Origin of the sequence: Campylobacter concisus, from assembly GCF_002913545.1 — a bacterium.
Classification (GTDB): Bacteria; Campylobacterota; Campylobacteria; order Campylobacterales; family Campylobacteraceae; genus Campylobacter_A; species Campylobacter_A concisus_AV.
In genome coordinates this window covers 1-613 of record NZ_PPBR01000073.1, presented here as the reverse complement: position 1 = coordinate 613, position 613 = coordinate 1, and the positions used below count along the sequence as shown (strand labels likewise).

Genomic DNA, 613 nt, shown 5'->3' with positions numbered 1-613 from the left:
TGCCAAAATTTGGCGTTATAGGCTTTGTGGTAAATATAAAACCAAACTGCATTACATTTGCGATTATGCCGGCAACCGCGACGCAGATGCAAACTGGCAGGATCATCAAAAGAGCCCTGCCAAAGGTATTTACAACGATCATTTTCACCGTTGGCAAAGTCAGTGGCTGACCGATAAATTTAGAGTAGTAGATGTAAAGTGAGATGACCTGATCTTTCATGAAATTTAGCATCGCAAGCAGCACACCAATAGCAATAACTAGGGTCACAAAGCCCGATAGATCCTGACTTTTGGGGACGTTGCCGTCCTTTTTGGCGTCTTCTATCTTTTTGGGGGTCGCTTCTTCGGTTTTTTCCTGATCTTCGCCTGCCATTTTTGTCCTAAGCTCGCTTAAATTTGGGGCGATTATAGCCAAAATGCGGTTAAACTATCCACTAAATTTAACTTTTGCAACTCAAAAAACTTAGCCATTTTAGGCGTTTTTGGCTAAAATTAGCAAAAATAAGGAGCATGCAAAATGTCATTTTTAGAAAACATATTTAACATTATTAGAGCCAAAAAACCGCCAAAAAGCGATGAAGAGCTACTTTTGGACGAATATGCAATGATTTAC

General features: G+C 39.8%; 1 protein-coding gene. It reads right to left on the bottom strand.

Annotated features, from left to right (window positions below):
• The coding region (locus CYP05_RS04360) for an EscU/YscU/HrcU family type III secretion system export apparatus switch protein (RefSeq protein ID WP_181001170.1) at window positions 1-373 on the bottom strand (373 nt) is incomplete at its 3' end.
• Window positions 374-613 lie beyond the last annotated feature (240 nt).